Genomic DNA, 16,825 nt, shown 5'->3' with positions numbered 1-16,825 from the left:
GCCGTCACCGTGCACTGATAGCGCCCGAATCACTGTACGACCGTCCGGAAGCGGCCCCACCGGCAGGTCGTTCCGTCAGGTCGTTCCGTCAGCGCGATCGGCACTCCTCACACGATCGGATGAACATGGAGCGAACGCCGCCGGGGCCGCTCCGAGGGCCGCTAAATTCGCGCCGTTCCCCAAGGGCTGCCACGCCCGGCCCAGGCAAGGCAGGAGACCGCACCGCAGATGTCGGAACGACCCCCGCAGCGCACCCCGCACCCACCGAACCGCAGACTCGCCGCACTCATCGCGGAGGCCGGCTTCTCCCACGCGGGCCTGGCCCGGCGGGTGGACCAGCTGGGCCTGGAGCACGGCCTCGACCTGCGGTACGACAAGACGTCGGTGACCCGCTGGCTGCGTGGCCAGCAGCCGCGCGGGACGACCCCCGCGCTGATCGCCGAGGTCTTCACCCGCCGCCTCGGGCGCCGACTCACCGCCCAGGACCTCGGGCTGGACGCGTGTGCGCCCGTCTACGCGGGCCTGGAGTTCGCGGCGACCCCGGCCGAGGCCGTCGACATCGTCAGCGGACTCTGGCGCAAGGACTCCGGCAACCAGGCGGACCTGCGGAAGATCGCCTTCACCCCGGCGGGGCTGGTGGTGCCGAGCAGGGACTGGCTGATCGGCCAGGCCGACGAGTCGGTCTCCCGGGGCGACCTCCCGGCCCCCGCCGCGGGCGGGGCCGGAACCCAGGGGCCCGGCCGCGAGAGCGCCCGGCCCGGCGCCGTCCCCGGCCCGTCCCACGACCCGCGCTCCGGCATCCGCACGGCCGCCGGGCCGCCCGGCCCGGCCGGCCCGGCGGCCCCGGGCCCCGGCGCGACCGGCGCGGGCCCCTGGACCGGCGGCCGGCGCCCTGCCCCCGCCCACGGGGCGGGCGGCGCCCCCGGCGGAAGCACCGGCACCGGCCCCGCCGGAACCCCACGCCCCGCGGTGCCCCGCCAGCGGCAGACCGAGCGGGGACCCGGCCAGCGCGTCGGCAACGGCGACGTGGCGGCGCTGCGTTCGGTCGGCGAGCTCTTCCGCTCGCTCGACCACGCCTACGGCGGCGGCCACGCCCGCCAGGCGCTCATCCGGTACCTGGAACACGAGACCGAGCCCATGCTCCGGGGCAGCTACACCGAGACGACCGGCCGCCGGCTCTTCGCGGCGGCGGCCGACCTGACCCGGCTGGCCGGGTGGACCTCGTACGACATCGCGGCGCACGGGCTGGCACAGCGGTACTTCGTGCAGGCCCTGCGGCTCGCCCAGGCCGCCGGGGACCGTGCCTACGGCGCCTACGTCCTGATCACCATGAGCCGGCAGGCGGTCTACCTCGGGCACGGCCGCGAGGCCGTCCAGCTCGCCCGGGTCGCCCAGCAGGGGGTGGGCTCCGCCGCGCCCTCGGCCGTGCAGGCGCTGCTGCACGCCGTCGAGGCGCGCGGGCACGGCGTACTCGGGGACGCGCGGGCGTGCGCCGTCTCTCTGGCACGCGCGGAGCGTGCGCTGGAGGCCGCATGCACCGGCGACGAGGCGCCGCACTGGGCCCGCCACTTCGACGAGGCCCAGCTCGCCGACGAACTGGCGCACTGTCACCGGGACCTCCAGCAGTACCGGGCCGCAGCCCTGCACGCCGAGCGCTCGCTCCAACTGCGCGCGCCCGCGTACGCCCGGAGCAGGCTCTTCTGCCGGGTCGTGCTCGCCTCGGCCCGGCTCGGGCTCGGTGAACTCGACCAGGCCTGCCTGCTGGGCGCCGAGGCGGCCCAGCAGGCCCGCGACATGCGGTCGGTCCGGGCCACGGAGTACGTACGCGAGTTCGAGCGCAAGCTGGAGCCCTATCGTGACGCGGCGGCGGTGCGCGGGTACCGCGAGCAGATCGCGGCCCTCGGCTGAGAGCCTCTCAGGCCGCGCCCGACAGCGTGGCTCCCGGTTCCGGTACGTACCCCGGACCCGCCCCGAGATCGGCCAGGATCGCCTCCGCCGCGCGCCGCCCCGAGTGCAGGGCGCCCCGCAGGGTGCTGGTGTCCCGGTGGTCGCCGCACACGTACAGCCCGGCGAGCACCCGTACCGGGCGGCTCGGGTCGTGCGGCGGGGTCATCACCGGGACCGCCTCGGCGGTGTGATGGGTGGCCAGCAGCTCCCAGTCGTCCGTCGGCGTTCCGTACAGCGCCGCCAGATGGGTGCGCACCGCGCGGTCCAGCCCGGGCGGCGGGGTGCCGAGCACCGCGGAGGTGATGAGCGCGCGGCCCCCGGGTGCACGGGTGGGATCGATCTCGCTCATCACCGCCGAGTACGCCACGGGACCCGCCCCGCCCGCCTCCAGAACCAGCGAGGCGCCCGTCCCGGGAGCCTCGGGAGCGGTGTGGTGAACCACCGTCACCGGGTGGAATCCGGGCACCCGCAGTCCGGGCAGCAGTTCGGCGGCGGCCCCCGCACCGGTCGCCACCAGCAGCGACCGGCAGCTCAGCTGGCCGTGCTCCTTGGTGGTCACGGACGTGGTGTCGGCGGCCGTCACCTGGACGTTCGTCCGGACGGTGTCCGGCGGCAGGGTGGACGCCAGCAGCTCCGGCAGCGCCGCCGACCCGCCCTCGGGCACCCGGAGCCGGCCGCGCGCCCAGTCGCGCAGGACCAGTTCCGCGACCCGGCTCGACACCCGCAGCTCAGGATCGCTGAGCAGGGCGGCGAGCAGCGGGCGGAGGAATCCGTCGACGGTACGGGCCGGCAGTCCGCGGGCCGCGAGGGCCGCCTCCGCCGCCCGGTCGGGCTTGGCCATGATGCGGGCCGTGGAGGTGGCGGAGAGCCGGGCCAGCGACGCGCCGAGACGGGCCCGGTCCAGGGCCTCGCCCACCGCACCGCCCCGGCCGGACGGAGTGGCCCGGTCGGAGCCCACGGGGGCGCTCGAACGGGCGCGCACGGGCCTGAATGCGCCCCTGGTGCTTCGTATGCCACCGGCGCGGTAGTGGCGCCCGGCGTTGTGGACCACGACCGCCGGATCGAACTCGCGGAGCACCAGGGGCGCCAGCCCCGGTATGTCCCCGAACTCCTCCGGCACGCTGCCGAGCAGCGGACCGAGACGGTCGAGCCTGAACCCGTCCACCTCGTCCGTGGCCAGCCTGCCGCCGATCCGCGGTGTCGCCTCCAGGACGCTGACGCTCACCCCCGCCCGTACGAGAAGGTGGGCGGCTGACAGGCCGGCTGTACCGGCTCCGATGATGACCACGTCCGCGTGGTGTGCAGGCTGACGCACATGCCCTCCCCGAGTCGTGCGAGCGGTGGGAGGCTCATGCCCCCGACTGACTCCCGGAATGCCCGAGTTCGCCAAAGAGGCTAGGAGGATGGCCGATACCTGGACAGTGGCCCGCGAGCAGGCACCGGTGCACGGGGTCGCACGGGGCCCTCCGGACCGGATGCCGGAGGAGGAGGGGTCCGGAGGGCCCCGTCAGCCCAGGGCCGCGCGGACGGCGTCGTCGATGCCGGGGAAGGCGAAGGTGAAGCCCGAGTCCAGCAGCTTGCGCGGAACCACCCGCTGGCTGCCCAGCACGTCCTCGGCGAAGTCGCCCAGCGCGAGGCGGAGCGCCGGGGCGGGGGCCGTGAAGAAGGTGGGCCGGTGCAGCACCCGTCCCATCGCCGCCGTCACCTCGGCGTTGGTGACCGGTTCGGGCGCGGTGAGGTTCACCGGTCCGGACAGCGAGTCCGTGTCGAGCAGATGGCGCAGGGCGGCGACGTGGTCGTGCAGCGCGATGAAGCTCCAGTACTGGCGGCCGTTGCCGAGCCGTCCGCCCAGCCCGGCCTTGAACAGCGGGAAGAGCTTGCCCCAGGCGCCGCCGCCCGCGGCGACGACCAGCCCGGTGCGGGTGTGCACGGTCCGGACACCGGCCTCCTCGGCGGGCGCCGCGGCGGCCTCCCACTCCTCGCACACCGAGGGCAGGAATCCCTCGCCGGGCGGGGCGCTCTCGTCGACCGCGCGGTCGCCGGTGTCGCCGTAGTAGCCGATCGCGGAACCCGATACGAGGACCTTGGGCGGGGTGTCCAGCGAGGCCAGGGCCTCCGCGATCGCCGCGGTGCCCAGCACCCGGCTGTCCCGGATCTCCTTCTTGTACGCCTCGGTCCACCGGTGGTCGCCGACCCCGGCGCCCGCCATGTGCACGACCGCGTCGCAGCCGACGAGACCCGCCACGTCGACGTACCCCCGGTGCGGGTCCCACTCGATCTCGTCGCCCGCCTTCGCGGGCCTGCGGACCAGGCGGGCGACCTCGTGCCCGTCGGCCAGCAGCGAGCGCACGAGCGCCGCTCCGATGAGTCCGGTCGATCCGGTGACGGCGATACGGGAGCGCTCCATGGCCCCATCCTGCCCCATGGATCGCCCCCGCACGGTCATGGCACAGTGACGCGCATGCAAACGCTCCGCCTCCACGCCATACGCCCGGCACTGCTCTCCGACGGGGCCGCGCTGGCCGCGCTCGACCGGGAGACCTGGTCCACCCTGCACTCCGTGCAGCCCCGCCCGCAGCCGCCCTACCCGCCGTTCTTCGACGAGCGCCACTCGCCCCGCGACTTCCTCGTCGCCGAGACGGCCCCGGACGGCGAGCGGGCCGCCGTGGACGCGGAGGAAACCGCGAAGGCCCCGAGCGTCGCCGGGTACATCCGCCTGGTCGCCCCCACCCCGCTCGCCTGCAACCAGCACGTCCGGCAGATCCAGGGCCTCGCCGTCGCCGCCACGGCCCGCGGGCTCGGCATCGGCCGGTCGCTGCTGCGCGCCGCGGTCACCGAGGCGCGGCGCCAGGGCGCCAACCGGATCACCCTGCGCGTCCTCGGCCACAACGAACCGGCCCGCGCGCTCTACGCCTCCGAGGGGTTCGCCGTGGAGGGCGTGCTGCCCGGCGAGTTCTTCCTGGCCGGCGGGTACGTCGACGACGTGCTGATGGGCCGCGCGCTCTGACGGGTTTTCTCGCGGCCCTTCCCTTCAGGACTCTCCGAACCGCTCCCAGAGCGCGGGCAGACGGGCCGCCAGCACCTCGTCGTTCTCGAACGAGAAGGGCACCCCGGCGGGTTCACGGGCCTGCGGGGGCAGCCCCAGGTCCGGTGAGACGACCCCGGTGAGCTGCTCGTACGCCTCGTCGGCCGCGTAGCCGAGCTCCTCGCCGTCCCCGTCGGCCTCCTCGTCGAAGTCGTCCAGGAGTTCGGCGAGGTCGTCGGGGTCCTGGAGCGCGCCCTCGAACACGTCCCGGCCCTGGCCGATCAGCCAGCACCGGAAGTAGTCGAAGGCGTCGTCGCCCGCGCCGCCGAGCAGCAGGGCGGCGGCGCCCCACAGGTCCCAGCGGTACGCGCGGTGGTAGCGGGCCTCGAAGTGCCGGGCGAAGTCGAGCACGGTCTCGGGATCGAGCCGCACCAGCCGCTCCACGAGCAGGTCGGCGTGTTCCTCGGGGTCGCCCCCGGCGGCCTCGCGGGTGCTGTCGATGAGCTCCCAGAACTCCGTCTCGTCCATCACGGGTACAGCATCGGCCGCGGCGGCGGCCCCCGCACGCGGAGCCGCGGTGCCCCGAGGGGCTCTCAGCGGTAGCGTCCGTGCATCCGCGCCGCCGCCTCGCGGAAGCGGGCGCGCAGCGCGGGCGGCGCCAGCACCTCCGCCTCCGCGCCCAGCGCCAGCAGCTGTTCGTACGCCACCTGGGGCGACTCCACCGGCAGGGTGACCGTGCGCCACCCGTCGCCGTCCGGCGGTCCGGCGGCGGCCAGCGCCTCCTCGGCGGCCCTCCGGTCCACCAGATGCGGGAGCCGCCCCGCACCCGCCCCGGAGACCCGTACGGTCACCTCGGACGCGAGCAGCGAGCGGGCGAACCGGGCGGACCGCTCGGCCCAGAACCCGGCCAGGTCGAAATCCGCGTCCCGCTCGAACCGCCCGCCGTCCGGCTCCGCGGAGACGAACCGGTCGACCCGGTACACCCGGAAGCCGTCCTGGACGGAGGAGGGCTCCACCGGGTCCGCGACCCGGGCGCAGAGGTACCAGACGCCCGCCTTCAGCACGAGCCCGTACGGGAGCAGGGCCCGGTCCGCCTCGGCGCCGCCCCGCCGGTACCGGGTCCGGAGCGTGAGGTCGTCGCGGACGGCCTCCGCGAGGGCGGGCAGCAGCGCCGGGGCCACCGGGTCCTGGAACCAGCCGGGGGCGTCCAGGTGGAAGCGCCCGGCCACCGTGCGCGGGGTGTCCCGCAGTGCGGGCGTCAGGGCGGCGGCCACCTTGAGCCGGGCGGCGGACGCGGCGTCCTGGAGCCCCAGATCGCGCAGGGCGGTGGGCAGCCCCGAGAGGAAGAGCGCCTCGGCCTCGCCCCGGGCGAGGCCGGTGAGGCGGGTGCGGTAGCCGTCGACGAGGTGGTAGCCGCCGGTCCGGCCGCGCTCCGCGTACACCGGGACGCCCGCCTCGGAGAGCGCCGCCGCGTCCCGCAGGACGGTCCGCTCCGACACCTCCAGCTCCGCCGCCAGTTCTGCGGCGGTCATCCCGGGCCGGGACTGGAGGAGCAGCACCATGGTGATCAGTCGGGCTGCGCGCATGCGCCCATTCTTCCCGAAGGGGCGGCCTTCGGGACACGCCGGAAAACGGCGGGGCCCCTCCGGTGTTCCGGAGGGGCCCCGCCGTTCTGGGCCTGGTGTCAGGGGTACGGATCAGAGTCCGTAGCGCTCCCGGGCCTCCTTGATCGCGGAGGCCGGGACCTCGCCGCGCTTGGCGAGCTGGGCCAGGGCGGCGACGACGACCGACTGCGCGTCGACACCGAAGTGGCGGCGGGCGGCGTCGCGGGTGTCGGAGAGGCCGAAGCCGTCCGTACCGAGCGAGGACCAGTCCTGCTCCACCCACTGGCTGATCTGGTCCGGAACCTGGCGCATCCAGTCGCTGACCGCGAGCACCGGGCCGGGGGCACCGGCCAGCGCCTGCGTCACGTACGGCACCCGCTCCTCGCCGCGCAGCAGCGCGGCGTCGGCCTCCAGCGCGTCGCGGCGCAGCTCGCCCCACGAGGTGGCGGACCAGACGTCGGCGGTGACGCCCCAGTCGGCGGCCAGCAGCTCCTGGGCCTCCAGGGCCCAGTGGATGGCGGTACCGGAGGCCAGCAGCTGCAGGCGCGGCGCGTCGGCCTTGGCCGGCGTGCCCTCCTTGAAGCGGTACAGGCCCTTGACGATGCCCTCCTCGACGCCTTCCGGCATCGCGGGCTGCGGCTTCGGCTCGTTGTAGACCGTCAGGTAGTAGAAGACGTTGGAGTCCTCGCCCTCGACGGGCTCGCCGTACATCCGGCGCAGACCCTCCTTGACGATCACCGCGATCTCGTACGCGAAGGCCGGGTCGTAGTTGAGCGACGCCGGGTTCGTGGCCGCGATCAGGTGCGAGTGGCCGTCCGCGTGCTGGAGGCCCTCACCCGTCAGGGTCGTACGGCCCGCGGTGGCCCCGACGATGAAGCCCTTGCCGAGCTGGTCGGCGAGCTGCCACATCTGGTCGCCGGTCCGCTGCCAGCCGAACATCGAGTAGAAGATGTAGAACGGGATCATCGTCTCGCCGTGCGTCGCGTACGACGTGGACGCGGCGATGAAGTCCGCCATGGAGCCGGCCTCGGTGATCCCCTCGTTGAGGATCTGGCCGTCCTTGGCTTCCTTGTAGTACATCAGCTGGTCGCGGTCGACCGGCTCGTACGTCTGGCCCAGCGGCGAGTAGATGCCGGCCGACGGGAAGAGCGACTCCATACCGAAGGTACGGGCCTCGTCCGGGACGATCGGAACCCAGCGCTTGCCGGTCTCCTTGTCCCGCATCAGGTCCTTGGCGAGGCGGACGAAGGCCATGGTGGTGGCCATCTCCTGCTTGCCGGAACCCTTCTTCAGTGCGGCGAACGCGCGCTCCTCGGGCTGCGGCAGGGCCGCGGCGTGCACCCGGCGGGCGGGGGCGGGGCCACCGAGGGCCGCGCGGCGCTCCTGGAGGTAGCGGACCTCGGGGGAGTCGGCGCCGGGGTGGCCGTAAGGCACCACACCGCTCTCGAAGGCGCTGTCCGGGATCGGCAGGCCGAGCAGCTCGCGCATGTCCTTGAACTCGTCCAGGGACAGCTTCTTCATCTGGTGGTTGGCGTTCTTGGACTCGAAGCCCTTGCCGAGCGTGAAGCCCTTCACCGTCTGGGCGAGGATCACGGTCGGGCCGCCCTTGTGCTCCAGGGCAGCCTTGTACGCCGCGTAGACCTTGCGGGCCTCGTGGCCGCCGCGCGAGGTGTAGAAACACTCGGCGATCTTCGCGTCGGTGAGCAGCTTCGCCAGCTCGACGAGCGCGGGCTCGGCGCCGAAGAAGTGCTCGCGGATGTACGCGACGTCACGGGTGGCGTACGTCTGGAACTGGGCGTCCGGGACCTCGCGGAGGCGGCGGACCAGCGCACCCGTGGTGTCGAGCTGGAACAGCTCGTCCCACGCGTTGCCCCAGAGCGTCTTGACGACGTTCCAGCCGGCGCCGCGGAAGGCGCCTTCCAGCTCCTGGACCACGCGGAAGTTGGCGCGGACCGGACCGTCGAGACGCTGCAGGTTGCAGTTGATGACGAAGGTCAGGTTGTCGAGGCCCTCACGGGCGGCGAGCGCCAGGGCGGCCGTCGACTCGGGCTCGTCCATCTCGCCGTCGCCCAGGAAGGCCCAGACGTGCGAGTTCGACGTGTCCTTGATGTTGCGGTTGGCCAGGTAGCGGTTGAAGCGCGCCTGGTAGATCGCCGACAGCGGGCCGAGGCCCATCGACACGGTGGGGAACTCCCACAGCCAGGGCAGACGCCGCGGGTGCGGGTAGGACGGCAGGCCGTCGCCGCCCGACTCCTGGCGGAAGTTGTCGAGCTGCTGCTCGCTCAGCCGGCCGTCGAGGAAGGCGCGGGCGTAGATGCCGGGGGAGGCGTGGCCCTGGATGTAGAGCTGGTCACCGGAGCCGTCCCCCTCCTTGCCGCGGAAGAAGTGGTTGAAGCCCGTCTCGTACAGCCAGGCGGCCGACGCGAACGTGGCGATGTGGCCGCCGACGCCGTACTTCGCCCCGCGGGTCACCATGGCCGCCGCGTTCCAGCGGTTCCAGGCGGTGATGCGGGATTCCATCTCCAGGTCGCCGTCGAACTCGGGCTCGGCGGCGGTCGGGATGGAGTTGACGTAGTCGGTCTCCAGCAGCTTGGGCAGCGCGAGACCGGCGCCTTCGGCGTGTTCGAGCGAACGCCTCATCAGGTACGCGGCGCGATGCGGCCCCGCGGCCTTGGTCACGGCGTCCAGAGAGGCCGCCCATTCGGCGGTCTCTTCGGGGTCGCGGTCCGGGAACTGGTCGAGTTCGCTCGGACGCTTTCCTACGGGGTCGGTCATGATCGCCGCCTTCCGGAGTGGGAGGGGGTGGAGAAGTCCCTGGCTGGCAGGACAGGGCGACGGGCCGGTGGGCCCGCCCAGAACTGTAAATCCCTGATCGATGATCGATCAAAGGGTTGAAGAGGAAAACTTCTCGATATGAAGAAAATGGCATGGGGTGCCGCCGAATGGGGCACGGAGTGACGGGAAAAAGCAGCCTAAAACGGTCACTGATTGCTCGGAAGAGCGACGACGGTGACAGATGCGAAACCTGGGAGCAATGCGGACGTGAGAAACAACAAGTAGCGCCCCTCCCGTACGTCCGCCCGCGCGAGGGGTCCTCAGGCGCGCGGCGCGCAGCCCAGCACGTGCGCCTTGACCAAGGGGCCGATCTGCGGGTCCTGCCGCAGGAACGCGTCGATGAGCGCCTCGTGCTCCTCCGCGTACGACTTCTGCACCGTGCCCAGCCAGCGGATCGACAGAGCCGTGAACACCTCGATGCCCAGCCCCTCCCAGGTGTGCAGCAGCACCGCGTTCCCCGCCGCCCGCACCAGCTCCCGGTGGAAGCCCACCGTGTGGCGCACCTGCGCCTCCCCGTCGGCCGCCCGGTCGGCCTCGTAGAGGGCCGTCACGTGCGGCTGGAGGGCCGAGCAGTCCGCGACGAGGGCGGGGGCCGCCAGCTCCGCCGCGATCTGCTCCAGACCCGCACGCACGGGATAGCTCTCCTCCAGGTCCGCGGCGGTGAGACTGCGGACCCGGACGCCCTTGTTGGGCGCCGACTCGATCAGCCGCAGCGTCTCCAGCTCCCGCAGCGCCTCGCGCACCGGCGTCTGACTGACCTCCAGCTCGGTGGCGATCCGCCGCTCCACGATCCGCTCGCCCGGCTTCCAGCGCCCGCTGACGATCCCGTCCACGATGTGCTCGCGGATCTGCTCGCGCAGCGAGTGGACGACGGGCGGGGTCATGAGGTGCTCCTTCGGGCGAACCGGTGCCGCCTGGGACCGGCCACGGTCGCTGAGGCCCGTGGTGTTGACCGGCAGTGATCCGCCGGATACCCCTAAGACAATACGGCGGCGCCCCCGCCCGGGAGGTGGTCCGGACGGGGGCGCCGCTGGTGAGGCTCGTTACAGCAGGGTCGTTCAGAGGCCGAGCTCGACCTCGAACTCACCGGCCTCCAGGATCGCCTTGACCGAGGTCAGGTAACGGGCGGCGTCCGCGCCGTCCACCAGACGGTGGTCGTAGGAGAGCGAGAGGTACGTCATGTCACGGATGCCGATGACGGTGCCCTCGGCGGTCTCGATGACGGCCGGGCGCTTCACCGTGGCACCGATGCCCAGGATGGCGGCCTGGTTCGGGGGCACGATGACGGTGTCGAACAGCGCACCGCGCGAACCGGTGTTGCTGATGGTGAAGGTCGCACCCGACATGTCGTCCGGGGTGAGGCCGCCACCGCGGGCCTTGCCGGCCAGCTCGGCGGTCTTCTTCGAGATACCGGCGATGTTCAGGTCGCCCGCACCCTTGATGACCGGGGTCATCAGACCCTTCTCGGCGTCCACGGCGATGCCGATGTTCTCCGAGTCGAAGTACGTGATGGTGCCCTCGGCCTCGTTGATCCGGGCGTTGATGACCGGGTGGGCCTTCAGCGCCTGGGCCGCCGCCTTCACGAAGAACGGCATCGGGGAGAGCTTGACGCCCTCACGGGCGGCGAACGCGGCCTTCGCCTGGTTGCGCAGCTTCATCAGCTTGGTGATGTCGACCTCGACGACCGAGGTCAGCTGGGCCTGCGAGTGCAGCGCCTTCATCATGTTCTCGCCGATGACCTTGCGCATGCGGGTCATCTTGACGGTCTGACCGCGCAGCGGCGACGCCTCCAGCTTCGGCGCCTTGGAGGCGGCCGGAGCGGCGGCGGCAGCGGGGGCCGGAGCGGCGGCGGCCTTGGCGGCCTCCGCGGCGGCGATGACGTCCTGCTTGCGGATACGGCCACCGACACCGGTGCCCTTCACCGCGCCCAGGTCGACGCCGTTCTCCGAGGCGAGCTTGCGGACCAGCGGCGTGACGTACGCGCCGTCGTCGCCGGAGGCCGCGGCCGGGGTGACCGGAGCCGGGGCGGCGACCGGAGCCGGAGCGGCAGCCGGGGCCGGAGCGGCGACCGGAGCCGGAGCGGCGACCGGAGCCGGAGCCGGGGCAGCGACCGGAGCCGGGGCGGCCGGAGCCGCGGGAGCCGGAGCGGCGGCCGGAGCCGGAGCGGCGGCCGGAGCCGGGGCAGCGGCGGCCGGAGCCGGAGCGGCGGCCGGAGCGGCGCCCTTGGCACCGATGACGGCGAGCTTGGCGCCGACCTCGGCGGTCTCGTCCTCGGCGACGACGATCTCCAGCAGCACGCCGGAGACCGGGGCCGGGATCTCGGTGTCGACCTTGTCCGTGGAGACCTCGAGCAGGGGCTCGTCCTCCGTGACCTCCTCGCCGACCTCCTTCAGCCAGCGGGTGACGGTGCCCTCGGTGACGCTCTCGCCGAGCGCGGGGAGGGTGACGTCGGTGCCCTCGGCGGAGGACGCGGCGGCGGGGGCCTCCGCGGCCGGGGCAGGAGCCTCGGCGACCGGGGCGGCGGGCGCCTCGGCGACGGGCGCGGCGGCCGGAGCGGCAGCCTCGGCCGGGGCGGCGGCGGGCGCGGGGGCGCCGGAGCCGTCGTCGATGATGGCCAGCTCGGCGCCGACCTCGACGGACTCGTCCTCGGCGACCTTGATGGAGGCCAGGATGCCGGAGACGGGGGCCGGGATCTCGGTGTCGACCTTGTCGGTCGAGACCTCCAGCAACGGCTCGTCAGCCTCGACGCGCTCGCCCTCGGCCTTCAGCCAGCGGGTGACAGTGCCCTCGGTGACGCTCTCGCCGAGCGCCGGAAGGGTTACGGAAACCGACATGGTTTCGGTTGCTCCTTACGAATTGCGGAAGTGGTCGGTCGTCGCCCGGGACTGGATCAGTCGTGGGAGTGGAGCGGCTTGCCGGCCAGCGCGAGGTGGGCCTCGCCCATGGCCTCGTTCTGGGTCGGGTGGGCGTGGATGAGCTGCGCGACCTCGGCCGGCAGCGCCTCCCAGTTGTAGATCAGCTGTGCTTCGCCGACCTGCTCGCCCATGCGGTCGCCGACCATGTGGACGCCGACCACGGCACCGTCCTTGACCTGGACGAGCTTGATCTCGCCCGCGGTCTTCAGGATCTTGCTCTTGCCGTTGCCCGCCAGGTTGTACTTGAGGGCGACGACCTTGTCCGCACCGTAGATCTCCTTGGCCTTGGCCTCGGAGATACCGACGGAGGCGACCTCGGGGTGGCAGTACGTCACCTTCGGCACGCCGTCGTAGTCGATCGGGACGACCTTCAGGCCGGCCAGCCGCTCCGCGACGAGGATGCCCTCGGCGAAGCCGACGTGCGCGAGCTGGAGGGTCGGGGCGAGGTCGCCCACGGCCGAGATGGTGGGCACGTTGGTCTGCATGTACTCGTCGACGAGGACGTAACCGCGGTCCATGGCGACCCCGGCCTCCTCGTAGCCGAGACCCTGCGACACCGGGCCGCGGCCGATCGCGACCAGCAGCACCTCGGCCTCGAAGGTCTTGCCGTCGGCGAGGGTCACGCGGACGCCGTCCTGCGTGTACTCGGCCTTGTCGAAGAAGGTGCCGAGGTTGAACTTGATGCCGCGCTTGCGGAACGCGCGCTCCAGAAGCTTCGAGCTGTTCTCGTCCTCGACCGGGACCAGGTGCTTCAGGCCCTCGACGATGGTCACGTCGGTGCCGAAGGACTTCCACGCCGAGGCGAACTCGACGCCGATGACGCCGCCGCCGAGCACGATGGCCGACTTCGGGACACGGTCCAGTTTCAGCGCGTGGTCCGAGGAGATGATGCGGTTGCCGTCGATCTCCAGGCCCGGCAGCGAGCGCGGCACGGAGCCGGTCGCCAGCACGACGTGGCGGCCCTGCACCCGCTCGCCGTTCACGTCCACCGAGGTCGGGGACGACAGGCGGCCCTCACCCTCGATGTACGTCACCTTGCGCGAGGCGATGAGACCCTGCAGGCCCTTGTACAGGCCGGAGATCACTTCGTCCTTGTACTTGTGGACGGCCTCGATGTCGATGCCCTCGAAAGTGGCCTTGACACCGAACTGCTCGGCCTCGCGCGCCTGGTCGGCGATCTCGCCGGCGTGCAGCAGCGCCTTGGTCGGGATGCAGCCGTTGTGCAGGCAGGTGCCGCCGACCTTGCCCTTCTCGATCAGGGCGACGTCCAGGCCCAGCTGCGCTCCGCGCAGGGCTGCGGCGTAACCGCCACTGCCACCGCCGAGGATCACTAGGTCGAAAACGGTGCTGGCGTCGTTCGCCACGTCACGTCCTCCATGCATGTGCGCCGTACGCCGGGCCCCGTGGGGTGTGACCGGCCGGTCGGCTGGTGTTCGGCCGCTTGAGTCGTTCGGCCCTGTGGTGGGGGCCCTGTCCTGCCGAGGACCCATCTTCGCACTTGTTGACCGCCGACGGGACGCGGGGCCCGTTCGGGACGGGGCTCCGGGGGAATTGCCACAGGCCGGTTCCGCGTAGAAACGCATGGATTCAGCCGAGTTCGTCCTGAGCGAAACCCGCCGGACGGTGCGTGCCCCGGTGCGTACGGCGCACTCAATGCGTACAGCCCCGGACATCCGCCCGGGGCTGTACGACTTTGGTCACAGTGGACCGGCGGGTGGTCAGCCCAGGTCGCCGGCGGCGGTGCGCTCCGCCAGGCGGACCAGGGTCCGCACCGAGGAGCCGGTGCCGCCCTTGGGGGTGTAACCGTACGGCGCGCCCTCGTGGAAGGCCGGGCCCGCGATGTCCAGGTGCGCCCAGGCGATGCCCTCGCCGACGAACTCCTTCAGGAACAGACCGGCCACCAGGCCGCCGCCCATCCGCTCGCCCATGTTGGCGATGTCGGCGGTCGAGGAGTCCATGCCCTTGCGCAGGTCCGCGGGGAGCGGCATCGGCCAGGCGGCCTCGCCGACCTCCTCGGCGATCTCGTGGATCGACGTACGGAAGGCGTCGTCGTTGGCCATGATGCCGAAGGTGCGGTTGCCGAGCGCCAGCACCATGGCGCCGGTCAGGGTCGCCACGTCGACGATCGCGTCCGGGGCCTCTTCGGAGGCGCGGGTCAGCGCGTCGGCGAGGACGAGCCGGCCCTCGGCGTCCGTGTTGAGGACCTCGACGGTCTTGCCGCTGTACATGTGCAGCACGTCACCCGGGCGGGTGGCGTTGCCGCCGGGCATGTTCTCCGCGAGCGCCAGCCAGCCGGTGACGTTGACGCGCAGGCCGAGACGGGACGCGGCGACGACGGTGGCGAACACGGCGGCGGCGCCGCTCATGTCGCACTTCATCGTCTCGTTGTGGCCGGCCGGCTTGAGCGAGATGCCGCCCGAGTCGTAGGTGATGCCCTTGCCCACCAGGGCCAGGGTCTTCTCCGCCTTCGGGTGCGTGTAGGCGAGCTTCACCAGGCGGGGACCGTGGACGGCGCCCTGGCCGACGCCGATCAGGCCGCCGTAGCCGCCCTTGACCAGGGCCTTCTCGTCGAGCACCTGGACCTTGATGCCGTGCTCCTTGCCGGCGGCGGTGGCCACGGCGGCGAAGGACTCCGGGAAGAGGTCGTTCGGCGGGGTGTTGATCAGGTCGCGGGCGCGGTTGATCTCCTCGGCCACGGCCACGGCGCGCTCGGCGGCGGCCTTGAAGGCCTTGTCGCGCGGCTTGGCGCCGAGCAGCGCCACCTCGGCGAGCGGCAGCTTGGGGCCGTTGGCCTTGGCCGACTTGGGGGCGAGCTTGTTCTCGCCGCCCTGGTAGGCGGTGAAGGCGTACGCGCCGAGCAGGGCGCCTTCGGCGACGGCGGCGGCGTCCTCCACGGTCGAGGCCGGCAGGGCGAAGCCGGCCTTCTTCGCGCCGGTCAGGGCGCGGGCGGCGGCACCGGCGGCGCGGCGCAGGGTCTCGGAGTCCCAGGCGTCGTCCGAGTCCGGGACCTGGCCCAGGCCGACCGCGACGACGACGGGGGCCTTCAGGCCGGCGGCGGCGGGAACCTTGGTGAGTTCGCCCTCGGCACCGGTGGCACCCAGGGTCTCCAGGACGGCGGCGAGCTTTCCGTCGAAGGCCTTGTCCACGGCCTCGGCGCCCGGTGCGAGCACCGGGCCCTTGGAGCCCTTGGCGAGGCCGACGACGAGTGCGTCGGCGCGCAGCGTCGCCGCACCTGCGGTGCTGAGAGTGAGAGCAGTCACGGTGGTGAATTCTCGCTTCCGTTGAGTACATGGATCGGTCGAGTGGGTGGGCCGACCGCGCCCGGCGCATCGTAGACGCGCCCGCTGTGCGCAGGGAACGAGCCTACGCGCGCTGTTCGCGCCGAATCACGGCGGTGTTCACCGACGGGAGACGTCCGGGCCGGTCAGGGCGGGGACCGGGGTGAACGCGCGGGTCGCATAGGCTCGTTGGCGCGGCAGTGGATCGAAGGGCGCACCGGGCCGGATACGGCCGGTACGGGAACGGGGTCGGGGAACGGTGTACGGGACGATGTCGGGCCGCACGGTGGCGGCCACCTTCCTGATGGTGTCGCTGCTCCTCTCCGGCTGCACCTCGGGGGAGTCCCGCGAGGCGCGGGGCGAACGCCCCGCGGCCGGCGCCCCGACGGCCCCGGGGGCCCCGTTCGCCGCCGGGCGCTGGCAGCCCCGGCCCGGCGTGGACTGGCAGTGGCAGCTCTCCGGACGGCTCGACGCCGGAGTGGACGTACCGGTGTACGACATCGACGGCTTCGACCACGACGCCGCCGCCGTCGCCGGTCTGCACGACCGGGGCCGCAAGGTCATCTGCTACCTCTCCACCGGCGCCCACGAGGACTTCCGCCCGGACGCCGGCGCGTTCCCGGCCTCCGTACTGGGCAAGGGCAACGGCTGGGAGGGCGAGCGCTGGCTCGACGTCCGGCGCACCGACGTCCTGGAGCCCCTGATGGAGACCCGGATCGCGATGTGCGCGCAGAAGGGCTTCGACGCGGTGGAGCCGGACAACATGGACGGCTACCGCAACGACACCGGCTTCCCGCTCACCGCCGCCGACCAGTTGGCGTACAACCGGCTGATCGCCCGCATCGCCCACCGCCACGGCCTGGCTGTCGGTCTCAAGAACGACCTCGACCAGATCCCCGCGCTCGAACCGGACTTCGACTTCGCGGTGAACGAGCAGTGCGCGCAGTACGGCGAGTGCGAGGAACTCACCCCGTTCATCGAGGCGGACAAGGCCGTCTTCCACGTCGAGTACGAACTGCCGGCCGCCGAGTTCTGCGCCCGCTCGCGGGAACTCCGGCTCAGCTCGCTGGAGAAGAAGTACGAACTGGGGGTCTGGCGCGAGAGCTGTGCGACGGGGACCGCGGCCCCGGCCGGCGCGTGAGCCGTCGCGGTCCGGCCCGTACGGCTCCGTGTCGCGGGTGAGCCGTCGCGGTCCGGCCCGTACGGCCCCGTGTCGCGGGT

12 protein-coding genes are annotated in these 16,825 nt (G+C 72.8%); 3 read left to right on the top strand and 9 right to left on the bottom strand.

From position 1 onward, the window contains the following. The first annotated feature begins 228 nt into the window (after positions 1-228). Positions 229-1,908, top strand: coding sequence for a regulator (locus OHA55_RS06230; RefSeq protein WP_266703549.1), 1,680 nt, complete (start codon positions 229-231; stop codon positions 1,906-1,908). A gap of 7 nt (positions 1,909-1,915) precedes the next feature. Here OHA55_RS06230 and OHA55_RS06225 read toward each other — a convergent pair whose 3' ends face one another. Continuing rightward, positions 1,916-3,262, bottom strand: a complete 1,347-nt coding sequence (locus OHA55_RS06225; RefSeq protein WP_266703547.1) for an NAD(P)/FAD-dependent oxidoreductase — start codon at positions 3,260-3,262, stop codon at positions 1,916-1,918. 192 nt (positions 3,263-3,454) lie between these two features. Next, the gene (locus tag OHA55_RS06220) at positions 3,455-4,354 is read right to left on the bottom strand and encodes a TIGR01777 family oxidoreductase (protein ID WP_266703545.1); all 900 of its coding nucleotides are present in this window, start codon (positions 4,352-4,354) and stop codon (positions 3,455-3,457) included. 54 nt (positions 4,355-4,408) lie between these two features. On the opposite strand from OHA55_RS06220, the gene OHA55_RS06215 reads away from it, so the two are divergent. Beyond that, positions 4,409-4,954: a GNAT family N-acetyltransferase gene (locus OHA55_RS06215; RefSeq protein ID WP_266703543.1), complete on the top strand. Its 546-nt coding sequence runs from the start codon at positions 4,409-4,411 to the stop codon at positions 4,952-4,954. 24 nt (positions 4,955-4,978) lie between these two features. Here the strand turns inward: OHA55_RS06215 and OHA55_RS06210 are convergent, their stop codons facing one another. From OHA55_RS06210 to OHA55_RS06180, 7 genes are all read right to left on the bottom strand, one after another. After that, complete coding sequence (locus tag OHA55_RS06210) at positions 4,979-5,500, bottom strand: DUF4240 domain-containing protein (RefSeq protein ID WP_266710442.1); 522 nt, start codon at positions 5,498-5,500, stop codon at positions 4,979-4,981. Positions 5,501-5,565: 65 nt separating this feature from the next. Continuing rightward, entirely contained in the window at positions 5,566-6,558 is a 993-nt protein-coding gene (locus OHA55_RS06205) for a YafY family protein (protein ID WP_266703541.1), read from the bottom strand. Between the two features lie 111 nt (positions 6,559-6,669). Continuing rightward, on the bottom strand, positions 6,670-9,351 hold the full coding sequence (gene aceE / locus OHA55_RS06200) for a pyruvate dehydrogenase (acetyl-transferring), homodimeric type (RefSeq protein ID WP_266703539.1): 2,682 nt from the start codon (positions 9,349-9,351) through the stop codon (positions 6,670-6,672). 320 nt (positions 9,352-9,671) lie between these two features. After that, entirely contained in the window at positions 9,672-10,295 is a 624-nt protein-coding gene (locus OHA55_RS06195) for a GntR family transcriptional regulator (protein ID WP_266703537.1), read from the bottom strand. Positions 10,296-10,469: 174 nt separating this feature from the next. Then, positions 10,470-12,245, bottom strand: a complete 1,776-nt coding sequence (gene sucB / locus OHA55_RS06190) for a 2-oxoglutarate dehydrogenase, E2 component, dihydrolipoamide succinyltransferase (RefSeq protein WP_266703535.1) — start codon at positions 12,243-12,245, stop codon at positions 10,470-10,472. Between the two features lie 56 nt (positions 12,246-12,301). After that, positions 12,302-13,690 (bottom strand): dihydrolipoyl dehydrogenase, encoded by a 1,389-nt coding sequence (gene lpdA, locus OHA55_RS06185; protein ID WP_266703533.1) that lies wholly within the window; start codon positions 13,688-13,690, stop codon positions 12,302-12,304. Positions 13,691-14,044: 354 nt separating this feature from the next. Continuing rightward, on the bottom strand, positions 14,045-15,586 hold the full coding sequence (locus OHA55_RS06180) for a leucyl aminopeptidase (RefSeq protein WP_266703531.1): 1,542 nt from the start codon (positions 15,584-15,586) through the stop codon (positions 14,045-14,047). A 289-nt stretch (positions 15,587-15,875) separates the two neighbouring features. Here OHA55_RS06180 and OHA55_RS06175 point away from each other — a divergent pair, with 289 nt between their 5' ends. Next, positions 15,876-16,745: an endo alpha-1,4 polygalactosaminidase gene (locus OHA55_RS06175; RefSeq protein WP_266703529.1), complete on the top strand. Its 870-nt coding sequence runs from the start codon at positions 15,876-15,878 to the stop codon at positions 16,743-16,745. The last annotated feature ends 80 nt before the right edge of the window (positions 16,746-16,825 follow it).

This window comes from Streptomyces sp. NBC_00102, assembly GCF_026343115.1.
Classification (GTDB): domain Bacteria; phylum Actinomycetota; class Actinomycetes; order Streptomycetales; family Streptomycetaceae; genus Streptomyces.
This window is presented reverse-complemented; position numbering and strand designations above follow the sequence as displayed.